Source organism: Cellulomonas hominis (assembly GCF_005239125.1).
GTDB lineage: Bacteria > Actinomycetota > Actinomycetes > Actinomycetales > Cellulomonadaceae > Cellulomonas > Cellulomonas hominis_A.
The window spans coordinates 1-22,831 of the sequence record NZ_SZYE01000046.1; the positions used below are offsets into that span (position 1 = coordinate 1).

The window sequence follows — 22,831 nt, forward strand, 5'->3', positions numbered from 1 at the left end:
GGCCCCGCGCCCGGAGGGGCAGGGTGCGCGCGGGCCGGGACGGCGCGGCTGTGGCCCCGCCCCCCGGTCGCGCGCCGCCCGGTCCTCCGACGGACCGGCCGGTCACGCGTCCTCCCCGACCACCGCGCCCGCGAACTGGGACTGGTACAGCCGGTGGTACGCCCCGCCCGCCGCGATGAGCTCCTCGTGGGTGCCCTTCTCGACGATGGCGCCCTGCTCCATCACGAGGATGAGGTCGGCGTCCCGGATGGTCGACAGCCGGTGCGCGATGACGAACGACGTCCGCCCCTGCCGCAGCGAGGCCATCGCCTTCTGCAGCAGCTTCTCGGTGCGGGTGTCGACCGAGGACGTGGCCTCGTCGAGGATGAGCACCGACGGCCGCGCCACGAACGCCCGGGCGATCGTGATGAGCTGCTTCTCCCCCGCGGACAGGTTGGCCGCGTCCTCCTCCAGCACGGTGTCGTAGCCGTGCGGCAGCGAGTGCACGAACCGGTCGACGTAGGTCGCCTGCGCGGCGGCGAGGATCTCCTCGTCGGTCGCCGTCTGCCGGCCGTACCGGATGTTCTCCCGGATGGTGCCGGCGAACAGCCACGGGTCCTGGAGCACCATGCCGGTGCGCGCACGGGCGTCGTGCCGGGAGAGCGTCGCGATGTCCTGGCCGTTGACCAGGATCCGGCCGCCGTCCAGCTCGTAGAACCGCATGAGCAGGTTGACCAGCGTGGTCTTGCCGGCGCCGGTCGGCCCGACGATCGCGACCGTCTGCCCCGGGCGGACGGTGAACGACAGGTCCGTGATGAGCGGGTGCTCGGGGTCGTAGGAGAACGCGACGTGCTCGAACTCGATGGTCCCGTCGCCCTCGGCCGGGGCGGGGGCGTGCGGGTCGTCCTCGCTCTGCTCGTCCTCGTCGAGCAGCTGGAACACCCGCTCGGCCGACGCGGTGCCGGACTGCACGACCGCGGCCATGCCGCCGAGCTCGGACAGCGGCTGGGTGAACATCTGCGTGTACTGGATGAACGCCTGGACGCTGCCGAGCAGCATCGTGCCGCTCGCGACCATGAGGCCGCCGAGCACCGCGATGCCGACGTAGGTCAGGTTACTGACGAACGACATGCCCGGCCAGATGATGCCGGACAGGAACTGCGCCTTGAACGAGGCCTGGTAGAGCTCCTCGTTCTCCGCCTTGAACTTGTCCGCGAAGTCCTGCCGGCGGCCGAAGACCTTGACCAGGGCGTGCCCCGAGAACGACTCCTCGACGCGCGCGTTGAGCCGGCCGACCTTGCGCCACTGGATGCCGAACGCCTTCTGCGACTTCGGGCCGATGACCCCGAAGATGACGCCCATCAGCGGGATGGACACCAGCGCCACCAGCGCGAGCTGCCAGGAGATCGTGAACATCATGATCAGCACGCCGACCACGGTCAGGATCGAGGTCAGCGCCGAGGACAGCGACTGCTGCATCGTCTGCGTGATGTTGTCGATGTCGTTGGTGACGCGGGAGATCAGCTCGCCGCGCTGCACCTTGTCGAAGTAGGCGAGCGGCAGCCGGTTGATCTTGGTCTCGACCTGCTCGCGCAGCCGCCACATGGCCCGGACCATGATCACGTTGATGATGTAGCCCTGCAGCCACATGAGCAGGGCACCCGCCACGTACAGGGCGAGCACGGTCAGCAGCAGCCGGCCGAGCAGGTCGAAGTCGATGCCCGCGCCGGGCACCAGGTTCTCCGCCGCGGCGACCATGTCCGCGATCCGGTCCTGGCCGCTCGCCCGCAGCCCCTCGACCGCCTGCTCCTGGGTCAGCCCCTCGGGCAGCTGCCGGCCCATGAAGCCGGTGAACACGGCGTCGGTGGCCCGGCCGAGCACCCGCGGCGCGAGAACGGTGAGCGTGACGCCGGCGGCGCCCATGATCGTGACGGCCACCAGGGCCCACTTGTACGGGCGCAGCAGGCCGAGCATCCGGCCGAACGACTGCCCGAAGTTGTCCGCCTTGCCGGGCGCGACCGAGTCCCAGGAGTCCGACGCGAGGCGCGCCTGCTCCCCGAGCTCGATCTCGAGCTTCTCGTCCTCCGTCAGCTCCGGCTCGGCCGGCTTCGTCCGCGTCTTCTGGTCGCTCATGCGCCGGCCTCCACCGCGAGCTGGGACTCCGCGATCTCGCGGTACGTCTGGTTGGTCTCGAGCAGCTCGTCGTGCGTGCCGAGACCGGCCACCCGGCCGTCCTCGAGGACGAGGATCTGGTCCGCGCCGGTCACCGTCGACACCCGCTGGGCGACGACGATCTTGGTGACCTCGGGCAGCTCGCGCCACAGCGCCTGACGGAGCCGGGCGTCGGTCGCGAGGTCGAGCGCGGAGAACGAGTCGTCGAACAGCAGCACCGCCGGGCGCCGCACCAGGGCCCGCGCGATCGCGAGCCGCTGGCGCTGGCCGCCCGACACGTTGGTGCCGCCCTGCGCGATCCGCGCCTCGAGCCCGCCCTCCATCTGGGACACGAAGTCGCTGGCCTGGGCGATCTCGAGCGCGCGCCACAGGTCGGCGTCGGTGGCGTCCTCCTGGCCGAGGCGCAGGTTGGACGCGACCGTCCCGGCGAACAGGAACGGCCGCTGCGGGACCAGCCCGATACCGGCCCAGAGCTCCTCGACGTCGCGGTCCCGGACGTCGACGCCCCCGACCCGGACGGTGCCGCCGGTCGTGTCGAACAGCCGCGGGATCAGCGAGACGAGGGTGGTCTTGCCCGCGCCCGTCGAGCCGATCACGGCGACCGTCTGCCCCTGCCGGGCGGTGAACGACACCCCGGACAGCACCGGGTGCTCCGCCTCGGGGTACGCGAAGGTCACGTCGTCGAAGTCGACCTCGCCCGGCCGCGGGGTGCCGCGGACCGGCTCGGCGGGCACGGCGAGGGTGGACTCGCTGGTCAGGACCTCGGTGATGCGCTCGGCCGACACCGCGGCGCGCGGGATCATCACCGTCATGAACGTGGCCATGAGGACGCCCATGAGGATCTGGCCGATGTACTGCATGAACGCGAACAGCGTCCCCACCTGCACGTTCCCGTTGTCGACCTCGATGCCGCCGAACCAGATCACGCCGACGACGGTCACGTTGAGCACGAGCATCGCGAGCGGGAACAGCACGACGAACAGCGAGCCGATCTTGCGGCCGACGACCATGATGTCGGTGTTCGCGCCCCGGAACCGCTCGCCCTCGATGTCCTCCCGGACGAACGCCCGCACGACGCGCACGCCGGTCAGCTGCTCGCGCATGATCCGGTTGACCGCGTCGAGCTTGGTCTGGAACGACCGGAACAGCGGCACCATCCGGCTGATGATCAGCGTGGCGATCAGGAGCAGCACCGGCACCGAGACCGCGATCAGCCAGGACAGCCCGACGTCCTGGCGCAGCGCCATGACGATGCCGCCGATCGCGAGCATCGGGGCGCTGACCAGCATGGTCGCGCCCATCATCGCGAGCATCTGGACCTGCTGGACGTCGTTGGTGTTGCGGGTGATGAGCGAGCCGGCGCCGAACTGGGAGATCTCCCGCTCCGAGTAGCCGCTCACCCGGCCGTACACGTCGTCGCGCAGGTCGCGGCCGACCTGCATCGCGGCCCTCGCCGCGAAGTAGGTGGCGATGATCGAGGCGACGATCTGGCCGAGCGACACCAGCAGCATGTACCCGCCGGCGCGCCAGATGAACCCGGTGTCCCCCTGGGCGACCCCCTCGTCGATGATGCGGGCGTTCAGGTTGGGCAGGTACAGCATGGCCAGGGCCGAGCAGAGCTGGAAGACCAGCACGCCGACGAGCAGCCGGCGGTAGGGGCGCAGGTAGCGCGCGAGCAAGCGGGCGAGCACGTGGGTCTCCAGGGGTCGGCGGGCGACGAGGTCCGCGACCACGGGGCGGCGGGGGGAACCGTCCGCGATCGGCTCCGCCAGGGTACGCACCGGCACCGACACGCACGGTCACGTTTTTCGCCCACCCGGGCCGCGCGGAGCCGTGCCGCGCGCGCGTGACGACCCGACGTGCGACCGGGACGTGCCGTGCGCACCGGCCGCCCTCGGCCGGCCCGCGGAGCGGCGTCCGGTGCCGACCCCGCGGCCCGGCCGTGTCGGCGGCCGCCGATAGCCTCACCTATCACACCAGGTCGCCGGCCCGGCCGCTGACGCGCGACCTGTCGGACAAGGCCGGCCCCTCCGTTGTCCCCGATGATCGGCGCGCCCTAGCGTCGCTACTCATCAGGAGCATCGGCGTCGCCGCGGAGGACGGGAGGAACCAGGGTGCCAGACACGCACACGCAGCACGGCAGCGATCTGCGGCTGCTCCAGCAGCTCGCGCGGCTCCAACCGTCAGGGGGCGGTCTCGTGCCGTCCGAGGCGGCGATCGCGGAGACCCTGCACGCCGGTCGGCAGCAGGTGCGCGAGGCCCTCGCCGTGCTCGAGTCCTACGGCGCGGTCAGATCGCGGCAGGGCGCCCGGCGGCTCTGGACCGGCTTCGCACCGGACACCTTCGGCAGACACCTGGCCGCGACGGTCGGCGACGCGCCCCGGGCCGCGGCGGAGCTCTTCGAGATCCGGCACGCGTTCGAGACGAGCCACGTGGGACAGGCGTCCGCGCACATGACCCCCGCGCAGCGGGACGCCCTGCGACGCACCGTGCGGCGCATGACGACCGCCGCCCGCCGGGGGTCGCCCATCGACGCCGAGGACGAGGAGTTCCACCACCTGCTCTTCGCATCGGTGGGCAACCGGGTGTTCGAGGGCGTCGCGTCCGCCTTCTGGCGACTGCACGAGCGGATCCGCGAGACGTCCGTCCGGGTCGAGGACCTGCCGTCGGTGGCGGCGATGCACGCCCGGATCTGCGAGGCCGTCGTGGAGCGGGACGTCCGGCTCGCCGCCCACGAGCTGGACGCGCACTTCTGGGGCGTGCGACGACGCCTGCTCGGTCCCTCCCGCAGCCGGACGGAGGGCTGACCGGATCCCCCTGCGGCGTCCTGCAGGCGGGCGCCGCCCCCACCCCGCGTCACGCGACCGGCCTCCGGTCGTGCGAGCCGTCACGCCCCGAGCCGGCAGTCGACCGGCGACGAGGCCCCGCCCCACGCCCAGCCGCGGGCGCCACCCGGACGACCCCCGCACCGCAGACCCCCGCACCACCCGGCCACGCACCGCGCGACCGGAGCACCCCGAGCGCTCGAGGAGGAGCACATGAGGAGACGAACCACCGCCACGGCAGCCGCCCTGGCCGCAACCGTCGCTCTGGTCACGGCGTGCGGCGACGGCGCCGCACCCGACGGCGCGGACCGGCCCGCCGAGGTCGGCTACTGGCTCTGGCAGGACGACGCGACGGACCCGGTGTGGCAGGAGCTGGTCTCCCGGTTCAACGCCGAGCAGGACGACGTGCGGGTGAGCCTCACGACGGTGCCGCTCGAGCAGTACCAGGACCGCCTGCTCACCGCCGCCGCCTCCGGGACGGCGCCGTGCGCGGCGCGCAGCAAGGACTGGTGGCTCGGCCAGCTCGCGCCGCAGGGCGTCCTGGCCGACCTCACGTCCCGGGTCGAGGCCTGGGACGGTGCCGCGGACGTGATCGACGGCCTGTGGGACACCGGACGGCTGCCGGGCGGCGACGCGGTGTACATGCTGCCGCACCAGTACGTGACGATCTGGCTCTACTACAACGCCGCACACCTCGCGGAGGCGGGCGTGGAGCCGCCCCGGACCCAGCAGGAGTTCCTCGACGCCGCAGGGGCGCTCACCGACCACGACGCGGGGCGGTACGGCTTCGACGTCCGCGGCGGGGCCGGCGGGCAGGACCAGTGGATCGCCTGGATGTTCGCGGGCGGGGCCGAGGTGGTCGACGCCGACGGCGCCGTGGTGATCGACTCGCCCGCGGCCGTCGCGGCGAACGAGCGCTACCTGTCGGTCGTGACGGAGCTGGACGCCGCCCCGCCCGGCTCGAGCACCGCCGCTTTCGCGCAGGTGCAGACCAACTTCGCCGCCGGCACGACCTCGATGATGATGCACCACCCCGGCTCGCTCGACGCGATGCGCGAGTCGCTCGGGGACGACCTGGGCGTCGTGGCGGTGCCGGTCGCCGACGGCGCCGACCCCGCGACCCTCACCTCGATGAGCGGGAACGTGGTCCTCGACTCCTGCCCGGACCAGGAGGCCGCCTTCACCTGGATCTCCTGGCTCGCGTCCCAGGAGCCGATGCACCAGATGTCGACCTCGGGCGAGGGCCAGCTGCCCGTGCTGGAGTCCGTCGCCTCCGCGGAGCCGTTCTCGACCGACCCCGACCTCGGTCTCGCGATCGACGCAGCCCGGACGGCCAGGAGCTGGCCCGCCCTTCCCGGGGTGGCCCGGCTCGCCGCGACGGAGTTCCAGACGCAGGTCCAGATCGCGATGCAGGGCCAGCAGTCCGGTGTCGAGATGCTCGGTCGCCTCGCCGACCTGCTCAGGGAGGACTGAGAGGTGGGCACCTCGTCCCCGGCGGTGCTGCCTTCCGCATCCGCCCGTCCGGCCCCGCGCCCCCGGCGCCGTCCCCGCGGCAGCTGGGAGGCCTACCTCTACCTGGCGCCCGCGATCCTGCTGGTCGGGGCGTTCGCCGGCTACCCCCTGCTGCGGTCCACCTGGTTCGCGTTCAACGAGGTCAACCCGTTCACCGGCGTCCAAGGCTTCGTGGGCCTGGCCAACATCGGCGAGGTGCTCGCTCGCGAGGACATCGGGCTGCTGGTGCGCAACACGCTGACGTGGACGGTCGGCACGGTGCTGCTGCAGCTGCTGCTCGGCCTCGTCGCGGCGCACCTGCTGAACAGCCGGTTCCCGCTGCGCGGGGTCTACCGCGGTCTCGCGATGATCCCGTGGGCGACGCCCAGCGTGCTCGTGGCGCTGATGTGGATCTGGATCCTGGAGCCGAACCACGGCGTCCTCAACGGCGTGCTGCGCGGACTGGGGCTCGTCGACCGGCCGATCGCCTTCCTCGGCGACGCCACGACCGCACTCCCCTCGCTCGTGGCCGTCGGCGTGTGGCAGGGCGTGCCGCTGTTCGCGGTGATGATCCTCGCGGCCCTCCAGGGCGTCCCGCCCGAGCTGCGCGAGGCCGCGTCGATGGACGGCTGCGGTCGTCGGGGGGTGTTCCGGCACGTCGTGCTGCCGGCGATCCTGCCGACGATCCTGATCACGACCCTGCTGCGGCTGATCTGGACGACCAACTACGTCGACCTGATCCTCATCATGACGGGCGGCGGCCCGGGGCTCGCCTCGACGAACCTGACGCTCGAGGCCTACGTCACGGCCTACAAGGCGATGGACTTCGGCACAGGTGCGGCGTACGCCGTGACCCAGGCCGCGGTGCTGTCGCTGCTCGTGGTGCTGTACGTCCGGCTCACCGGGAAGCGGGCGGGCCGATGAGGCGCCGGACCGGACCCGGAGCGGTGGCGTGGCGCACCGGCCACTACCTGCTGCTCACGGTGTGGATGGCCGTGATCCTCGGCCCGTACGCCGTGATGTTCCTGACCTCGGTCACGCCCGCGCACGACCTCGCGACCGCCGGGGCGACGCTCTGGCCCGAGCGGTGGAGCGGTGCGGCGTACGGCGAGCTGCTCGCCTCGACGCCGTTCCTCACCTACCTGCGCAACAGCCTGCTGGTCGCGGCGATCGCCGTGCCCCTGGCTCTGGTCTGCGCGTCCGGGGCCGCGATCGCCCTCTCGCGGTTCGAGTTCGTGGGGCGACGCGCCTTCATGGTGGCGGTCCTCGTCGCCCAGCTGCTCCCGGCGGTCCTGCTCGTCATCTCGCTCCAGGGGCAGCTGCGGGTGCTCAACCTCCTGGACAACGTCGTCGGCCTCGCCCTCGTGCACGCCGCGTTCGCCACGCCCTTCGCCGCGTGGCTGCTCAAGGGCTTCCTCGACTCGGTGCCGCACGAGCTCGAGGAGGCGGGGCGGATCGACGGCGCCTCGTCCTGGCAGGTCGTGCGCCTGATCATCCTGCCGCTGCTGGCGCCGGGGATGGTCGCGGCAGGCACGTACATCTTCACGCTCACGTGGAACGAGTTCCTGTACGCGCTGACCTTCATGCAGTCGACCTCCACCCGCACGCTGCCCGTCGGCCTGCACCTGTTCATCGGCGAGTACCAGATCCGGTGGGACCTGCTCACGGCCGGCGGCGTCCTCGCCGTGATGCCGGTGATCGTCGGGTTCCTGCTCGTCCAGAAGCGACTGGTGGCCGGCCTGGCCGCCGGCGCCGTGAAGGGCTGACCCCACCTCGCCAGGTCGGCACCACCCCGCTCACCACCTCCGAGAGGACTCTCCGTGAAGATCGACTCGATCGAGTACCAGCTCTCCCGCCTGCCCCTGCCCTGCGGTCCGTGGGGCGACCAGATCCACGTCGTCACCCACATCGAGATCATCACCTCACGCCTGACCACGGACACCGGGGTGGTCGGCGTGGGCCTGACCCACACCTCGGGCGTCGGGGGCGCGAGCATCATGGCGATGCTGCGCGAGCTCACGCCGACCCTGCTGGGCCGGGAAGTCGCGCCCGTCCCGCTCTGGCACGACGCCTGGCAGCACCTCCGGGACAACGGTGTCGGGGGCACGACCAGCCTGGCGCTGGCCGCGGTCGACGTCGCCGTCTGGGACGCCGTCGCCAAGGAGCGCGGCGTCCCGCTCGCGGACCTGCTGGGCCGGGTCCGCGACCGGGTGCCCGTGTACGGCAGCGGCATCAACCTGAACCTGTCGGTCGAGGAGGTCGTCGAGCAGGTCCGCCGGTGGCGGGCGGACGGGTGCTTCGCGGCGAAGGTCAAGGTCGGCAAGCCGGACCTGGAGGAGGACGTCGAGCGCCTCACCCGGATCCGGGAGGCGGTCGGCGCCTTCCCCCTCATGGTCGACGCGAACCAGGGGTGGACCTACGACCAGGCGGTGCGGGCGATGCGCCGGTTCGCCCACCTCGACCTGTACTGGGTCGAGGAGCCGCTGCGGGTCGACGACGTCGAGGGGCACGCCCGTCTCCGCGCCCGCGCGACCGCACCCATCGGCCTCGGGGAGAACGTCTACACGCTGCAGCAGTTCAACCAGTACCTCCGGCGTGACGCGTGCGACGTCGTGCAGGCGGACGTCGGCCGGGTCGGGGGAATCACGCCCTACCTGGACATCGCCGCCCTCGCACGCGCCTACGGAGTCCCGATGGCGCCGCACTTCGTGCTCGAGCTCAGCGCCCACCTGCTGTGCGCCGTGCCGAACGCCCTGTGCGGCGAGATGACCGAGGGCGGCACCCTCAGCGACCTGGGCGTGATCGCGCCCCAGCCGGTGCAAGGCGGCTACCTCGTCCCGCCGGACGAGCCGGGCCACGGCCTGCTGCTCGACCACGACCACCTCGCCCTGCACCGAGTGGAGGCCTGACCGTGTCCGACACCCTGTTCGACCTCACGGACCGCACCGTCGTCGTGACCGGGGCCCTCGGGCAGCTCGGCGCCGCCCTCACCGGTGAGCTGCTGCGGCGTGGCGCCCGGGTCGCCGCCGTCTCCCGGGAGGAGCCCGGGCAGCTCCCGGCCGTGCTCGGGGCGCTGGCGGACCACCCGCGGCTCCGCTACGCCTCGCTCGACATCACCGACGGCCCGAGCGTGGAGGCGGGGCTCGACGCCGTCCTGGAGCCGTGGGGCGCTCCTGACGGGCTGGTGAACAACGCTGGGATCGACACGCAGCCGAGCGCCCCGCCCGAGGTGTCCGGCCCCTTCGAGCACTTCCCCGCCCACGTGTTCCGCCAGGTGCTGGACGTCAACCTGACGGGGACCTTCCTCATGACGCAGGCGGTCGGACGGCGGATCCGCGAGGCCGGCCGGCCCGGGTCGATCGTCAACATCGGCTCGATCTACGGGATGCTGTCTCCGGTCCAGGACATCTACGCCTACCAGGAGGAGCGCACCGGCGTCCCGTTCGTGAAGCCGGTCGCGTACTCGGCGTCGAAGTCCGGGATCTACAACCTCACACGGTACTGCGCGACCTACTGGGGCAAGGCGGGCATCCGCGTCAACACGCTCACGCCGTCCGGGATCGGCCGCGACACGCAGGACGAGGAGTTCCGCGCCGGCTACACGGCGCGGATCCCGGTCGGCCGGATGGCGTCGACGGACGACTTCCTGGCACCGGTGGTCTACCTGCTCGCCGACGGTTCGCGGTACATGACCGGCGCGAACCTGGTGGTCGACGGCGGGTGGACCGCGTGGTGACCGCCCTGGCCGGAGTCTTCTCCGCGGTCGTGACGCCGACGCGGGCGGACGACTCGGTCGACCTGGACGTCCTGGGCGAGGTCGTCGAGGAGCAGCTGGCCCGCGGCGTCGAGGGCTTCTACTGCTGCGGTTCCTCCGGCGAGGCGCTGCTGCTCTCGTCGTCCGAGCGTCGCGACGTCGTCGACCGGGTGGCCGAGCAGGTCGGCGGCCGCGTGCCCGTGGTCGCGCACGTCGGCACCGCGAGCACCGCCCGGACGATCGAGCTGGCCCGGGCCGCGCAGGACGCCGGCGTGGCGGCGGTGTCGATGATCCCGCCGATCTACTACGCCTTCGACGCGGAGGAGGTCGAGCAGTACTACCTCGACGTCATCGACGCTGTGGACGTGCCCGTCCTGCTGTACAACATCCCGCAGTTCACCGGCGTCGCGCTGCCGGGCAGCCGCTCGGCACGGCTCCTGCACCACCCGCAGGTCGCCGGCATGAAGCACACCGACCACGACCTGCACGCCCTGGAGCGGCTCGCGGCACGGCACCCCGACAAGGTGCTCATCAACGGGTTCGACGAGCAGTACCTGTCGGCCCTGGTGGCCGGCGCCACCGCCACGATCGGCACCACGGTCAACATCCAGCCCGAGCTGTTCCTCCGGGTGCGCGACCGCGTCGCGTCCGGCGACCTGGCGGGCGCGCGACGCACGCAGGCGCAGATCAACGAGGTCGTCGGGGAACTCGTGGCGCACGGGGTGTTCCAGGCGGCCAAGTACCTCGCCTGCGCCCGCGGGCCGGTCACCGGCAACTGCCGCCGCCCGTTCCGCCCGCTGACGGACGACGACCGGTCTGCGCTCGACGCGCTCGCCGGGCGGATCCGGCGCTTCGTCGAGGAGGGGTGAGCCGCCTGCCACCGACGCCTCCCGCACCCGCCTCGGACCGCCCCCACCGCACGACAGGAGCACCCCGATGACGACCGACTCCCCCACCGGGCCGACCCCCGCGACCCCGGCTCCGTACCCCCCGACGTCCCCCGACCCGGACCGCACCGCACCCGACCGCACCGCCTACCTCGTCGCGTCCGGCGACCTGCGCGAACCGGCCAACCGCGCGGGCTGGCCCGCGCAGGTCGCTCTCGAGCGGCTCCTCGCGGACGCCTTCGCCGCCCACGGCTGGTCGCTCGTCCGCGCCAACCCCGTCGACCCTCGCACGGGGCACGGGTTCATCTCCGGCCAGCGGATGGGCCTGGACGTGTTCCGCTCGATCCCCCCGACCGCGCCCCTGGTCGTCGCCGAGGCGGTGTGGCAGTACAGCCACCACGTCCTGGCCGGCCTGCGCACGCACCAGGGCCCGATCCTCACCGTCGCCAACTTCGCCGGCGAGTGGCCCGGGCTGGTCGGCCTGCTCGCCCTCAACGCGGGACTCACGAAGACGGGAACTCCGCACTCCACCGCGTGGACCGTGGACGGGACCGACCCGTGGTTCCGAGCCGCCATCCGGTCGTGGCTGACGACGGGGTCGGTGCAGCACGACGCCGCGCACGTGTCCGCGCTCCGCCTCGACGACGGCCCGGAGCGCGACGCGGGCACCGAGATCGCGAACCACCTCCTGCGGGAGAAGGCGATCATCGGCGTGTTCGACGAGGGCTGCATGGGGATGTACCACGCGGTGATCGACGACGAGCTGCTCAACCCGATCGGGATCTACAAGGAGCGCCTGTCCCAGTCCGCCCTGTGGGCGGAGATGCAGACGGTCCCTGACGCCGAGGCGGACGCCGTCCAGCAGTGGCTGGTCGACGCGGGCATGCAGTTCCGGCTCGGCACGGACGAGCGCACCGAGCTGACCCTGGACCAGCTGCGCTGGCAGCACAAGATGTACATCGCGACCCTGCGGATCGCGGACGACTTCGGCCTCGACGCCGTCGGGATCCAGTACCAGCAGGGGCTCAAGGACCTCTGCCCCGCCTCCGACCTCGCCGAGGGACTGCTCAACAACGTCGAGCGGCCCCCGGTGCGGTCGCGGGACGGGCAGCGCGTCCTGCGCCCCGGCGCGCCCCTGCCGCACTTCAACGAGGCGGACGAGGGCGCGGCCGTCGACGCGCTCGTCACCCAGCGCGTCTGGACCGCGCTCGGGCTGGACCCGGCGACGACGCTGCACGACGTGCGGTGGGGCGAGGAGCTCGACGGCCGGTTCGTCTGGGTGTGGGAGATCTCGGGCGCGGTGCCGGCGTCCCACCTGGTCGGCGGGTACGCCGGCGCCGAGGGCCTGCGTCAGGACCCGGTCTACTTCCCCTCCGGCGGTTCCACCCTCAGCGGCGTCTGCCGGCCGGGCGAGGTCGTGTGGTCGCGCGTGTACATCGCGGACGGGCGGCTCCAGGTCGACATGGGCCGGGCGACGGCGCTCGCGCTGCCCGAGGCGGAGACCGCCCGGCGCAGGGCGGCGACGAACCCCGAGTGGCCGATCATGCACGCCGTGCTGCACGGCGTCACGCGCGACCAGTTCATGGCGCGGCACAAGGCCAACCATCTCAACGTCGCGTACGCACCGGACGCCGGCGCGGCGGCGCGGGCCTTCCTGGTGAAGGCGGCGGCTCTCGAGGGCCTGGGGCTGGAGGTCCACGTGTGCGGGGACGCGCCGTGACGGCCGACCCGCGGACCGTCGTCGCGCCCCCGGAGGCGCACCTCGCCCGGCTGGCGGCGGAGCGGGCGGCGCTCGCCCTCGGACGCTGGCGGGACGAGGACGCGTGGACGCTGGGCAGCTGGCTCTGGCGTGCCGCCGAGGAGCGGCGGCTCGCCGTCGTGGTCGACATCCGCCGCGGCGACCGGCAGCTGTTCCACGCCGCCCGGCCGGGCACCTGGGCGGACCACGACGCGTGGGCGGCCCGCAAGATCCGCACCGTCCAGCGCTTCGACGCGCCCTCCCGCCTCGTCGCCCTCCGGCTGGAGCGCGCGGGGCAGTCGCTGGCCCACTACGGGCTCGACCCGGCGGACTACGCGCTGGCCGGCGGGGCGGTCCCTGTGGACCTCGCGGGGTGCGGCCAGGTCGCGGTGCTCGCGGTCTCCGGGCTCACGCAGGACGAGGACCACGCGCTCGCCGTCGAGGCGCTGCGGCACCTGCGCGACGACGGCCGGTGAGCGACGGGCCCGCGCGGACGGCACCGCACGCCGTGCCGTCCCGCGGACCCCCGCCGCCGGTCTTGTCCGCCCGCCGGTCCGCGCTCTAGCGTCGCCTTGTCCGTCGCGCACCAGCCCGCCCGACGCCCGGAGGCCGTCATGACCGCGGAGCTCGCCGCCCGCATCCGCGCCCTGCTCGCCACCGACACGGCCGCGGTCACCGACCGCGCGATGTTCGGCGGGGTCTCGTTCTTCCTCGACGACCGGATGATCGTCAGCGCACGGAGCGGCGGGGACCTGCTGGTCCGGGTGGCGGCCGAGCGGCACGACGAGCTCGCGTCCCGGCCGGGCGCGGCGGGCGCGCACATGGGGCGCCGCGGCATGGGCGCGGGCTGGCTGACGGTCGAGTCCGGCGCCGTCGCGACCGACGCGGACCTGGCCGGCTGGCTCGCCCTGGCCCGCGAGAACGCCCACGCCCGCGCGCAGGAGCCGGCCGCCCGCCGGTCCCCGCGCCGCCCGGGCTCGGCGGGCTGAGACGACCGCCGTGCAGCGCCGGGATCGACGCGGCCGGCCTCGTGGCGTCAACCCCTGGCGCGCTCGCCCGTCAGGTGCACCGCCAGGACCGCGACGTCGTCGTCCTGGTCGACGTTGTCGAACCGGCGCAGCAGCACGTCGCACAGCTCGTCCGGCTCCAGCGTCCCGACGTCGGTCGCCACCGTGGCCATCCGGTCGAGCGCGTCCCGCAGGTGCCCGGACCTCCGCTCGAGCAGCCCGTCCGTCACCAGCACGAGGGTGCACGGCCCGTCGGTCGCCACCCGGGCCACCGCCCGCTCCCCCGGCGCCGGCACGCCGAGCAGCGGCGACGTCGCGAGCAGGTACTCCGCGCCCCCGGCGGTGACCAGCAGCGGCGGCAGGTGCCCAGCATTCGCGACCTCCACGGTGCCGTCCCGCAGGTCGAGCACGGCGACGCAGACGGTCACGAGCTCGGGGTGGCTGCGCCGCAGCAGGTCGTTCAGCAGGTCGAGCGCCCGCGCCGGCGGGTGCCCCTCGATCAGGTACGCGCCGAGGGAGAACCGCAGCTGCGCCATGACCGTCGCGGCGCGCAGCGAGTGGCCCTGCACGTCGCCGATGACCACCGCGACCCGGCCGTCGGGCAGGTCGAGCGCGTCGTAGAAGTCGCCGCCGACGCTGAGCTGCGCGTCGGACGCGCTGTACCGCGCGGCCATCCGCAGCCCCGCCGGGGCGGGGAGCGCGTGCGGCAGCATCGAGCGCTGCAACGTGAGCGCGACGAGGTGCTCCTGGGCGAACGAGCGCAGGGTCGCCAGCGCGCCCGTGAGCGCCGCCCGGAGCTGCAGCGCGAGCTCCCGCTCCTCGACCTCGAACGGGACCGGCGCCGCGACGGCGAACCCGCCGATCACCCGCCCGGCCGCGTCCGTGAGCGGCGCGACGTGCCACGAGGTGGTGGCGACGCCGGCGCGGTCGAGCATCTCGCGCCACACGCCGGGGGTGTCGGCGGCGGGCAGGTCGTACGGCTCCGGCGCGAGGGCCTCCGCCGCGGGGGCCAGCAGCCGCCCGTGGACGACCGCCCGGCCGGGACCCGCGGACACGACCCGGGTCGCCATGCCGTCCGGGGCGGTCGCGACCACCACGACCGGCGCGCCGAACACGGTCGCACCGCCCTGCGCGGCGCGGGCGACCAGGTCGTCGAGCGACGCGGCGGAGGCGAGCGGCACCACGGCCGCGGCCAGGTCCGCGAGGCGGCGGGCGTGCTCCGTCATGCCCCGGCGGGCGGCGTGCGACCGGCACAGCGCCGCCACCGTCGCCAGGAACTCGTCGCGGTCCAGCGGCTCGACCAGGTAGGCGTCCGCGCCGCGCTGCAGGCCCGACGTCCGGGACCGGGCGTCGATCGACGTCGCGGACACGTGCATCACCGGGACCGCGGTGGCCTCGTCCGCCTTGATCCGCTCGCAGACGTCGAAGCCCGACATGTCCGGGAGGTTGACGTCGAGCACCACGGCGTCGTGCCCCGCGGCCAGCTCCAGCGCGTCACGGCCCGTCCCGGCCTCCGTGACGGCGTAGCCCGCCCGGCGCAGCCAGCTGGCCATGACGTACCGGTGCGCCTCGGTGTCGTCCACGACCAGCACGCGGCGCGGGTCGTCGGCCGCGGCCGTCACCGGCCGGACCCGTTCGGGGCGGCCGGGGCGCCGGCCGCACGCAACGCCCGGGCCAGCCCCGCGGCGTCGAGGTCCGCCTTGTCGAGGAACGGCGCGTCGACGGCCGGGGGTTCCGCGCTGGACATGAGCACCACGGGGAGCGCCGCGGTCCGTCCGTCGGCCCGGATGGCCGCCAGCGTCGCCGGGCCGTCGGTGCCCGGCATCCGCACGTCCAGGAGCACGGCGTCCGGGAGCACCGGCGCGGCGGCGAGCAGCGCCAGGGCCTCCGCCCCGTCCCGGGCCTCCAGCACCTCCGCGGCGGCGTCCGCGAGCAGCCCGCGCAGCACGGCGCGGCCGGCCTCCTCGTCGTCGACCACGAGCACCCGGCCCAGCGTCGGCACGTCGGCGCGCTCCAGGGTGAGCGTGAAGGTGCTGCCGCGGCCGACCTCGCTCGCGGCCTCGAGCGTCCCGCCCAGGGCCTCGGCGACCCGGCGCGCGTAGGGCAGGCCGAGCCCGGTGCCCTTGACCGACGGCTGGAGCCGGTTGGGCACCTGGAAGAACTCCTCGAACACCTCGCCCAGGTGCTCCGGCGCGATGCCGAGGCCGGTGTCCTCGACCACCACGACGACCGCCCGGCCGTCCGCGGCCCGCGTCGCCCGCACCGTGACGGCGCCGGCCTCGGTGAACTTGGCCGCGTTGGTGAGCAGGTTCCGCAGCACGCGCTCCAGCAGCTCCGGGTCCGTGTGCAGCACCAGGTCCGCGGGTGCCTCGAGCCGCAGCTCCACACCGGGGCGGAGCAGCGGCCGCACGGTCCCGGCCAGCTCCGCGAGCACCGCCGGCAGGTCCACCCGGACGCGGTGCACGTGCTGGCGCCCCGACTCGGCGCGGGCCAGGTCGAGCAGCTCGTTGACCATGCCGAGCAGCGCCCGCGCGCTGGCGTCGAGGTAGCCGACCTGCACCCGCTGGTCGGTGTCCAGGTCGCCGTCCGCCAGCAGCGACGTCAGACCGAGGATCGAGTTCACCGGCGCCCGCAGCTCGTGGCTGACGCTGCGCAGGAACCGGGTCTTCGCGTCGTTCGCGGCGGTGAGCTGCCGCCCGCGCTCGTCGAGCTCGGCGTAGAGCGCGACGACGCCGCTGTTCGTCTCCTCCAGCTCGTCGGACAGCTGGGTGTACATCGCGAGGACGCCGCGGTTGGTGTCCTCCAGCTCCTCGTTGGCCCGCACCAGCTCGGCCTCCCGCGACGCCAGCGCGTCGAGCGCCCGGACCAGCTCGGCGTTCTGCACCCGGAGCTCGCCGAGGGCGTCCGCCGACCGGGGCCGCGCGAGCGCCGCGCGCACGCCGTCCAGCCGCCCGCCGAGCAGCGCGCCGTCCGCCAGGGCCTTGTGCAGCACGACCACCCGGCCGTCCGGGTGCTCCTCGACCTCCACCCGGTCCAGCAGGCGCCCCGCCGCGGCGACCCCCGCGGGCTCGCCGTGCGCGACCCCGGCCGCGAGCGCGCCGTGCACGTGCACGACCAGCCCGGCGCGGGGCGGCTCGGTGACGTGCAGCACCGCGCGGCCGCGGCCGCCGGCGACGACCTCGCGACCCACCTCGGACAGCGCGGTGGCGAGCCGGACCTGGTCCTGCCGGTCGAGGCCCAGCAGCTCCCCCGCCTCCCGCCCGACCTGGCGGAGCACCACGACGTCCCCCTCGGCGACGATCTCCACCGTCGCGAGCGCGCGCAGCGGGCCGGTGCCGCCGGGCGCCGACACCGACGGGCGCGGCGTCACGCCGCGGCCCCGGCCCGCGCCACGACGACGCTGGCGTCGTCCCGCCGCACACCGAAGTCCCGGAGCAGCACCGCGGCCGTCACGAGCGGCGACCGCCCGAGCAGGCCCGGGTACGGCTCGAGCGAGTGCCGCTCGGTCAGCCCGTCGCTGTGCATGACCACGACCGCGCCGCGCGGCAGCGGGTACGCCGTCTCCCGGATCGTCCGGGCCTGCGCGCCGACGATCCCCGGGTGGCTGATCATCGCCCGCCGGGTGCGCCCGTCGTCGACGACGCCCGCGATGTTCCCGACGCCCGCGTACCGCACCTCGTCCCCGTCGAGCCGGGCGACCGCCACGGCCGCGCCGCGGGTCCCCGCCAGCGCCCCGTGCACCGCGCGCAGCAGGTCCGCGGGACCACCCGCGGGCGCCGCGCGGAACGCGCGCACCGCCTCCGTGCTCGCCACCGCGGCGAGCGGCCCGTGCCCCAGGCCGTCGGCGAGCAGCAGCGTGCGCACGCCGTCGTCCTCCCGGATCGCGTAGGCGTCGCCGCACACCTCCTGGCCGGTCATCGGCCGCGTGATCCCGACGGCCGCGGGGACCGGTGCGGTCGCCCCGGCCTCGGCCGCGAACGCCGCCGTCAGCACCGTCCCCGCGCCGGGCCGGGACCACACGTCCCAGCCCGACGCCAGCCGCACCACGGCGCCGAGCCCGATGCCGAGCGTGCCGGCGGACGACGTGCCGTCCGCGACCGCCGCCTCGACGTCGGCGATGCCGGGCCCGGAGTCGACGGTCACGACCTCGACGACCGGCCCCGCCGCACCGTGCCGCAGGCGCAGCAGCACCGCGCCCGAGCCGGCGTGCTTCACCAGGTTCGCGGTCAGCTCCGTCACCGCGAGGCCGATCTCCCCCACCCGGTCCGGGCGCATGCCGACCCGCTCCGCGAGGGCCGCGGCGGCCCGCCGGGCGGCGCCGGCCGCGCTCACGTGGTCGGCGGTGAGCCAGACGACGTCCTCGACGGTGGCGTCCGCGGTCACCGGGACCACGAGGCGATCGTGACGCGGGTGCCCGCTCCGGGTGCCGTGTCGATCGCGAACTGCTCCACGAGCCGGCGGGCGCCGGACAGCCCGAGCCCGAGCCCGCTGCCGCTGGTCCAGCCGTCGGTCATCGCCTGGTCCAGGTCCGGGATGCCGGGGCCGTCGTCGCGGAACTCCACCCGGACGCCGGTGCGGCGCCCGTCCGCCAGCTCGGACAGCACCGCCTCCCCGCCCCCGCCGTAGATGAGCGTGTTGCGGGCGAGCTCGCTGGCCGCGGTGACGAGCTTGGTCTGGTCGACCAGCGACAGCCGGGCGCCCTGCGCCAGCGCCCGCACCGCCTGCCGGACGCGGACGACGTCGCCGTCGGTGGTGATCGGGAGCCGCTGCGCCGTGTCCGGCTCCACGGCGGTCACGCGCGGTCCGCGTCGAGCCCGAGCAGCAGCGCCTCCGGCGAGGTCGTGTCGGCGGGCCGCAGCATCCGCAGGCCCTTCTCGACGTCGAGCGCGGTCCGCACCCCGTCGAGGGAGAGCCCGAGCTCGACCATGGTGATCGCGACCGCGGGCCGCATGCCGACCACGACGGTCGTCGCGTCGAGCACCCGGGAGATCCCGGCGATCGACGACAGCATCCGCCCGATGAACGAGTCCACGATCTCCAGGCCGGAGATGTCGATGAGCACGCCCCGCGCGCCGGTCTGGGTGATCCGCTCGGCCAGGTCCTCCTGCAGCTGCAGCGCGGTCTGGTCCTGCAGGTCGATCTGGATCGAGACGAGCAGCGTCGACCCGAGCTTCAGGATGGGGACGGCGTCCATCAGGCGACAGCCGGCTTCGCGGCGCCGTTCGCGCGCAACGCCGCCACGAGCGCGTCCGCGAGGGTCGCCTTGGTGCTGATGTCGCCGAACTCGATGCCGAGCGCCACGATCGTCTGCGCGATCTGCGGGCGGATCCCGGAGATCGTGCACTCGGCGCCCATCAGCCGCGCCGCGACGACGGTCTTGAGCAGGTGCTGGGCGACCTGGGTGTCGACCGCGGGCACGCCGGTGATGTCGATGATCGCGTGCTCCGACCCGGTGTCCACGAGCGTCTGGAGCAGCTTCTCCATGACGACCTGGGTCCGCGCCGAGTCGAGGGTGCCGACGAGCGGCACGGCGACGACGCCCTCCCACAGCTTGACGACGGGGGTGGACAGCTCGAGGAGCTGCTCGGCCTGCTCGGCGATGATGTCCTCCCGGGCGGCGGCGAAGGACTCGAACGTGAACAGGCCGAGGTCGTCGACCAGGCGGACCAGGGCGGTGAGCTCGCCCAGCGCGGTGCCCTGGTCGTCGGCGGCGAGGGCGTACAGGCCCTCCTTCAGCGCGAGGACGCCGATCGCGGTCTCCCGCGGCGTGAAGCCGAGGCGCGCGCGGGTGGCCGAGAGCTCGGCGAGCAGGCTCCGCAGCCCGTCGAACGCCGGCTCGGTGAGGCGCAGGCCGCCGTTCCGGAGCCCGCCGAGCAGGGCGTCCAGGATCTCGCCCTGCTCGCGCTCGGCCTCGGAGCGGGTGGTGCGCCCCCGCAGCTCCGCGATGACCGCGTCGAGCCAGGTGGCGGAGATGTCGGCGCGCCGGCTCTCCAGGATCTCGGCGAGGCGGGCGGCGTCGGCTCCGGGCATCTGCTCAGGTCTCCGTTCGAGGTGCGGCTGCTCGCCGGGGGGCGGGCGCGGGCGCGATGCTACAGCGCAGGTCAGCGGCGCGCGCGGTGGGCGGGAGGGCGGAGCCCCGGCCCGCACCCGTCGGGGTCGGAACCCCGCCGGAGGGGGCCGCCTGACGGGTGACAAACCGGTCGAAATCCGCCCGAACCGGGGCGCGCGCGGCTACCGTCTGCCCGTGACAGCTGCCGGACCCGACCACGCGTCGCCGCGGACCACCTCCTCGTCGCGGAGCGGCGCCCGGGCCCCCGCCGGCCGGGTCGCCGGGCTCGACGCCCTGCGCGGCGTGGCGATCGCCCTGGTGATGCTCACCCACGCCGACGGCGACGCGTTCGGCTCGGGCGGCATGGTCGGCGTGACGCTGTTCTTCGTCCTGTCCGGCTTCCTCATCACCGGCCTGCTCGTGCGGGACCTCGCGTCGCACGGGCGCGTCCGCTGGGGCCGGTTCTACGGCGCGCGGGCGCTGCGGCTGCTGCCGCCCCTGGGCCTGGTGCTCGCCGGCTACCTCGTGGTCGAGGGGCTCCTCGGGCTGTTCGCGGGTCCGTCGCAGGTGCCCTGGACGCTGTTCTCCGCCCTCACCTACACCTCGAACCTGCCGTACCTCCCCCACGGCAGCGGCGCGTTCTTCCACCTGTGGACCCTGGCGACCGAGGAGCAGTTCTACCTGCTCTGGCCGCTCGTCCTGGCGGTCGCGTGGCGCCGGCGGCGGGTCCGCGCCGTCGTCGCGCTCGGGGTGGCGGGGTCGCTGCTGCTCTGCGCGGCGACCATCGCCTACCAGGCACCGGACGTCGCCCGCGTGTACGCCCTGCCGACCTCGTGGTCCGTCGCGCTGTTCGTCGGCTGCGCGCTGCGGCTCGGCCGCGACCGGGCGTCCCGGGCGCTGCCCGCCGGTCCGGTCGCGCGCCGGTGGCTGGCCGGGGCGCTGCTCGCGGCGTTCGCGGCCGTCGCGGTCGTCCCGGGCCTCGACGCGTCCCCGTGGATGTACCTGGTCGCGATCCCCGCGCTCGCCGTGGCCTCGGCGGTGCTCGTGCTGCTCGCCGCGGAGTCGCGGTGGCCGGCGCGCGGGCCGGTGCGGGCCGTGGTCGCGCTGGGCACCGTCTCGTACGCGGCGTACCTGTGGAACCTGCCGATCACGCAGTGGCTCGGGGACCCGCGCGACCTGACGGGCGGGACGCTCGGGATCGTGCTGACGCTGCTGGCGGCCACGGCGAGCTGGTGGCTCGTCGAGCGCCCGGCGGCGCGGCTGCGTCGCCGGGCGCAGGACGGCGGGCGCCCCGACGTCCCGCGCCCCCGCGCGGGCTCGGACCCCGCGTTGCCCGCGCGGGCCGAGCCCGCCCGGGCCGAGCCCGCCGCGGCGGAGGCGCGCCTGGTCGCCGAGTGAGCAACCGACACGTCGAGCGAGCATCCAGGGGGTACCCCCTCGACGTGTCGGGTACCCCCTCGGGGCGCCGGACACCCCTTCGGGGCGGGCGCGGCGCCCGCGGTAGCGTCAGACGGTGACCACCGGCACCCCGATCCACGCCGATGCCGTCGACGCGGACCTGGTGCGCGCGCTGCTCGCCGAGCAGCACCCGCGGTGGGCCGGCCTGCCGGTGCGCCCGGTGGCGGACGGTGGCAACGACCACCGGATGTTCCGGCTCGGCGACGACCTGGCCGTGCGGCTGCCCAGCGCCCCCGGCTACGTGCCGCAGGTCGCCAAGGAGCAGACCTGGCTCCCCCGGCTCGCCCCGCACCTGCCGCTGCCGGTCCCCGAGGTGCGTGCCGTCGGCGAGCCGTCCGAGCGGTTCCCCGCCCCGTGGTCCGTCTACGGCTGGCGCCCCGGCACCCCGCTGGCGCGCGCCGCCGTCGACGACCCGGTGCGGCTCGCCGCCGACCTCGCGCAGTTCCTCGTCGCGCTGCGCGGCTGCGACACGGACGGCGCGCCGGGGCCCGGGCTGCACAGCGCGTTCCGCGGCGGCCCGCTGGAGCAGTGGGACGACGAGGTCGGCGACATCCTGCACCGGGTGCACGGCCGGGACCGGGACCTCGCGGCGGGTCTCTGGCGGGACGCCCTCGCCGCGCCGTTCACCGGCACGCCGACCTGGCTGCACGGCGACGTCGCCGTGAACAACCTGCTCGTCCGGGACGGGGAGCTCGCCGCCGTGCTGGACTTCGGCTGCGCCGCGGTCGGCGACACCGCGTGCGACACCACGCCCGTGTGGACCTGGCTGACCGGCGCCGCGCGCGAGGTGTTCCGGGCCGAGCTCGGCGTGGACGACGCGACCTGGGCCCGCGGGCGGGGCTGGGCCGTGTGGAAGGCGCTGATCCTCGTGACCAACGAGCCCCCGGAGCAGCGCCGGCTCGCCCGGCACGTGCTGGACGCGCTGCACGCGGGCGTGTGAGCGCCGCGGGCGGTCGCGGGCTCAGCCCCAGAAGCCGGCGAGCCGCCCCGCCAGCGCCCGGCCCTGCTCGTGCCCGGCGCGCGCCGCCACCGGCCGCAGGGTCGGGTCCATCGCGCGCTCGCCGAACAGCCCCGGGTCCTCCGGGACGACCACCTCGACCCGGCTGCCGGCGGCCCGCAGGTCCTCGACCTGCGCCGCGAGGTCGAGCCGCCACGCCGCCGGGGTGAGCGAGGCCCCGCCGAGCGGCGCCAGCACCAGCACCCGCCGGTACCCCGCGGCCAGGTCGGCGTTCTCGCCGCGCCGGTGCGCGCCGTCCACGTACCAGCGGTCGCCGACCGGGTACGCGGGGCCGCCGGCGCAGCTCGCGGCCACGGCGTCCGCGAGGTCGACCCCGCTCGACCGGTCGAGCACGACCGGCTCGCCCGTGCGCGCGTCGACGGCGGTGAGCAGCACCCGGCCCTCCGGCCACTCCGCGCGCGGCAGCCGCGCCGCGACCGTGGCGCGCCACCGCGCCGGCGCGTCCGGACCCGC

The 22,831-nt window shown here is 74.8% G+C and carries 20 protein-coding genes and 1 pseudogene; 12 read left to right on the forward strand and 9 right to left on the reverse strand.

The window, feature by feature from the left end; translation table 11 throughout:
- Positions 1–102: 102 nt before the first annotated feature.
- Together FA014_RS07985 and FA014_RS07990 are read right to left on the reverse strand one after the other, a co-directional pair.
- Entirely contained in the window at positions 103–2,112 is a 2,010-nt protein-coding gene (locus FA014_RS07985) for an ABC transporter ATP-binding protein (RefSeq protein ID WP_154729162.1), read from the reverse strand.
- The gene (locus FA014_RS07990) at positions 2,109–3,842 is read right to left on the reverse strand and encodes an ABC transporter ATP-binding protein (protein ID WP_154729178.1); all 1,734 of its coding nucleotides are present in this window, start codon (positions 3,840–3,842) and stop codon (positions 2,109–2,111) included. Before FA014_RS07990 ends, FA014_RS07985 begins: the two co-directional genes overlap by 4 nt.
- Before the next feature lie 423 nt (positions 3,843–4,265).
- Here FA014_RS07990 and FA014_RS07995 point away from each other — a divergent pair, with 423 nt between their 5' ends.
- From FA014_RS07995 to FA014_RS08040, 10 genes are all read left to right on the forward strand, one after another.
- The gene (locus FA014_RS07995) at positions 4,266–4,958 is read left to right on the forward strand and encodes a FadR/GntR family transcriptional regulator (RefSeq protein ID WP_154729163.1); all 693 of its coding nucleotides are present in this window, start codon (positions 4,266–4,268) and stop codon (positions 4,956–4,958) included.
- Positions 4,959–5,189: 231 nt separating this feature from the next.
- A complete protein-coding gene (locus tag FA014_RS08000) occupies positions 5,190–6,449 on the forward strand; it encodes an ABC transporter substrate-binding protein (protein WP_154729164.1) in 1,260 nt (419 codons plus the stop codon).
- 3 nt (positions 6,450–6,452) lie between these two features.
- Positions 6,453–7,391: a carbohydrate ABC transporter permease gene (locus FA014_RS08005; RefSeq protein WP_154729165.1), complete on the forward strand. Its 939-nt coding sequence runs from the start codon at positions 6,453–6,455 to the stop codon at positions 7,389–7,391.
- Positions 7,392–7,414: 23 nt separating this feature from the next.
- Entirely contained in the window at positions 7,415–8,233 is an 819-nt protein-coding gene (locus FA014_RS08010) for a carbohydrate ABC transporter permease (protein ID WP_195969204.1), read from the forward strand.
- Between the two features lie 54 nt (positions 8,234–8,287).
- Positions 8,288–9,376 carry a mandelate racemase/muconate lactonizing enzyme family protein gene (locus FA014_RS08015; protein WP_154729167.1) on the forward strand — a complete coding sequence of 363 codons (1,089 nt, stop codon included), beginning with the start codon at positions 8,288–8,290 and terminating at the stop codon, positions 9,374–9,376.
- Between the two features lie 2 nt (positions 9,377–9,378).
- Complete coding sequence (locus FA014_RS08020) at positions 9,379–10,203, forward strand: SDR family oxidoreductase (protein WP_154729168.1); 825 nt, start codon at positions 9,379–9,381, stop codon at positions 10,201–10,203.
- The gene (locus tag FA014_RS08025; RefSeq protein WP_230322964.1) at positions 10,200–11,090 is read left to right on the forward strand and encodes a dihydrodipicolinate synthase family protein; all 891 of its coding nucleotides are present in this window, start codon (positions 10,200–10,202) and stop codon (positions 11,088–11,090) included. Before FA014_RS08020 ends, FA014_RS08025 begins: the two co-directional genes overlap by 4 nt.
- A gap of 67 nt (positions 11,091–11,157) precedes the next feature.
- Entirely contained in the window at positions 11,158–12,828 is a 1,671-nt protein-coding gene (locus FA014_RS08030; protein ID WP_230322965.1) for a fucose isomerase, read from the forward strand.
- Positions 12,825–13,322: a heme-degrading domain-containing protein gene (locus FA014_RS08035; protein WP_195969205.1), complete on the forward strand. Its 498-nt coding sequence runs from the start codon at positions 12,825–12,827 to the stop codon at positions 13,320–13,322. Before FA014_RS08030 ends, FA014_RS08035 begins: the two co-directional genes overlap by 4 nt.
- 96 nt (positions 13,323–13,418) lie before the next feature.
- Complete coding sequence (locus FA014_RS08040) at positions 13,419–13,835, forward strand: TfoX/Sxy family protein (RefSeq protein ID WP_230322966.1); 417 nt, start codon at positions 13,419–13,421, stop codon at positions 13,833–13,835.
- 47 nt (positions 13,836–13,882) lie between these two features.
- Here FA014_RS08040 and FA014_RS08045 read toward each other — a convergent pair whose 3' ends face one another.
- The 6 genes from FA014_RS08045 to FA014_RS08070 are packed head-to-tail and all read right to left on the reverse strand — an operon-like array spanning position 13,883 to position 19,883.
- Positions 13,883–15,475 carry a SpoIIE family protein phosphatase gene (locus FA014_RS08045; protein WP_154729171.1) on the reverse strand — a complete coding sequence of 531 codons (1,593 nt, stop codon included), beginning with the start codon at positions 15,473–15,475 and terminating at the stop codon, positions 13,883–13,885.
- Entirely contained in the window at positions 15,472–17,223 is a 1,752-nt protein-coding gene (locus FA014_RS08050; protein ID WP_230322967.1) for an ATP-binding protein, read from the reverse strand. Before FA014_RS08050 ends, FA014_RS08045 begins: the two co-directional genes overlap by 4 nt.
- Positions 17,220–18,245: an ATP-binding protein gene (locus tag FA014_RS08055; protein WP_154729172.1), complete on the reverse strand. Its 1,026-nt coding sequence runs from the start codon at positions 18,243–18,245 to the stop codon at positions 17,220–17,222. Before FA014_RS08055 ends, FA014_RS08050 begins: the two co-directional genes overlap by 4 nt.
- Positions 18,233–18,649, reverse strand: a complete 417-nt coding sequence (locus tag FA014_RS08060; RefSeq protein WP_154729173.1) for an anti-sigma regulatory factor — start codon at positions 18,647–18,649, stop codon at positions 18,233–18,235. Before FA014_RS08060 ends, FA014_RS08055 begins: the two co-directional genes overlap by 13 nt.
- Entirely contained in the window at positions 18,646–19,047 is a 402-nt protein-coding gene (locus tag FA014_RS08065; RefSeq protein WP_154729174.1) for an STAS domain-containing protein, read from the reverse strand. The genes FA014_RS08060 and FA014_RS08065 overlap by 4 nt, the downstream gene beginning before the upstream one ends.
- On the reverse strand, positions 19,047–19,883 hold the full coding sequence (locus tag FA014_RS08070; RefSeq protein WP_154729175.1) for an STAS domain-containing protein: 837 nt from the start codon (positions 19,881–19,883) through the stop codon (positions 19,047–19,049). The genes FA014_RS08065 and FA014_RS08070 overlap by 1 nt, the downstream gene beginning before the upstream one ends.
- Before the next feature lie 214 nt (positions 19,884–20,097).
- On the opposite strand from FA014_RS08070, the gene FA014_RS08075 reads away from it, so the two are divergent.
- Positions 20,098–21,300 carry an acyltransferase family protein gene (locus FA014_RS08075; protein ID WP_195969206.1) on the forward strand — a complete coding sequence of 401 codons (1,203 nt, stop codon included), beginning with the start codon at positions 20,098–20,100 and terminating at the stop codon, positions 21,298–21,300.
- Positions 21,301–21,415: 115 nt separating this feature from the next.
- Positions 21,416–22,300, forward strand: a complete 885-nt coding sequence (locus FA014_RS08080; RefSeq protein ID WP_154729177.1) for an aminoglycoside phosphotransferase family protein — start codon at positions 21,416–21,418, stop codon at positions 22,298–22,300.
- Positions 22,301–22,321: 21 nt separating this feature from the next.
- Here the strand turns inward: FA014_RS08080 and FA014_RS19925 are convergent.
- Positions 22,322–22,831 (reverse strand): annotated as a pseudogene (locus tag FA014_RS19925) (patatin-like phospholipase family protein); the annotation flags it as partial.